This window comes from Clostridium sp. MCC344 (genome assembly GCF_018785365.1).
Taxonomy (GTDB): Bacteria; Bacillota; Clostridia; order Lachnospirales; family Lachnospiraceae; genus Pilosibacter.
The window spans coordinates 1-577 of record NZ_WQPQ01000082.1; the positions used below are offsets into that span (position 1 = coordinate 1).

The 577-nt window shown below is 56.3% G+C and carries 1 rRNA gene; it reads right to left on the reverse strand.

Annotated elements, in window-relative coordinates:
- Positions 1-577, reverse strand: a 23S ribosomal RNA gene (locus tag GPK90_RS16670); the annotation flags it as partial.

A 577-nucleotide genomic window follows, 5' to 3' on the forward strand; every position in this document is an offset into this window, starting at 1 on the left:
CGAATGGGATATCTCATCTTGAGGGGGGCTTCACGCTTAGATGCCTTCAGCGTTTATCCCTGCCAGACTTGGCTACCCGGCCATGAGCTTAGCAGCTCAACCGGTACACCAGCGGTCCGTCCATCCCGGTCCTCTCGTACTAAGGACAGCTCCTCTCAAATATCCTCCGCCTGCGCCGGATAGGGACCGAACTGTCTCACGACGTTCTGAACCCAGCTCGCGTACCGCTTTAATGGGCGAACAGCCCAACCCTTGGGACCTACTTCAGCCCCAGGATGCGATGAGCCGACATCGAGGTGCCAAACCACTCCGTCGATGTGAACTCTTGGGAGTGATAAGCCTGTTATCCCCAGGGTAGCTTTTATCCGTTGAGCGATGGCAATCCCACTTTCATACCACCGGATCACTAAGTCCTAGTTTCCTACCTGCTCGACCCGTCGGTCTCGCAGTCAAGCTCCCTTCTGCCTTTGCACTCTTCGAATGGTTTCCAACCATTCTGAGGGAACCTTTGAGCGCCTCCGATACCCTTTCGGAGGCGACCGCCCCAGTCAAACTCCCCACCTGACATTGTCCCCGA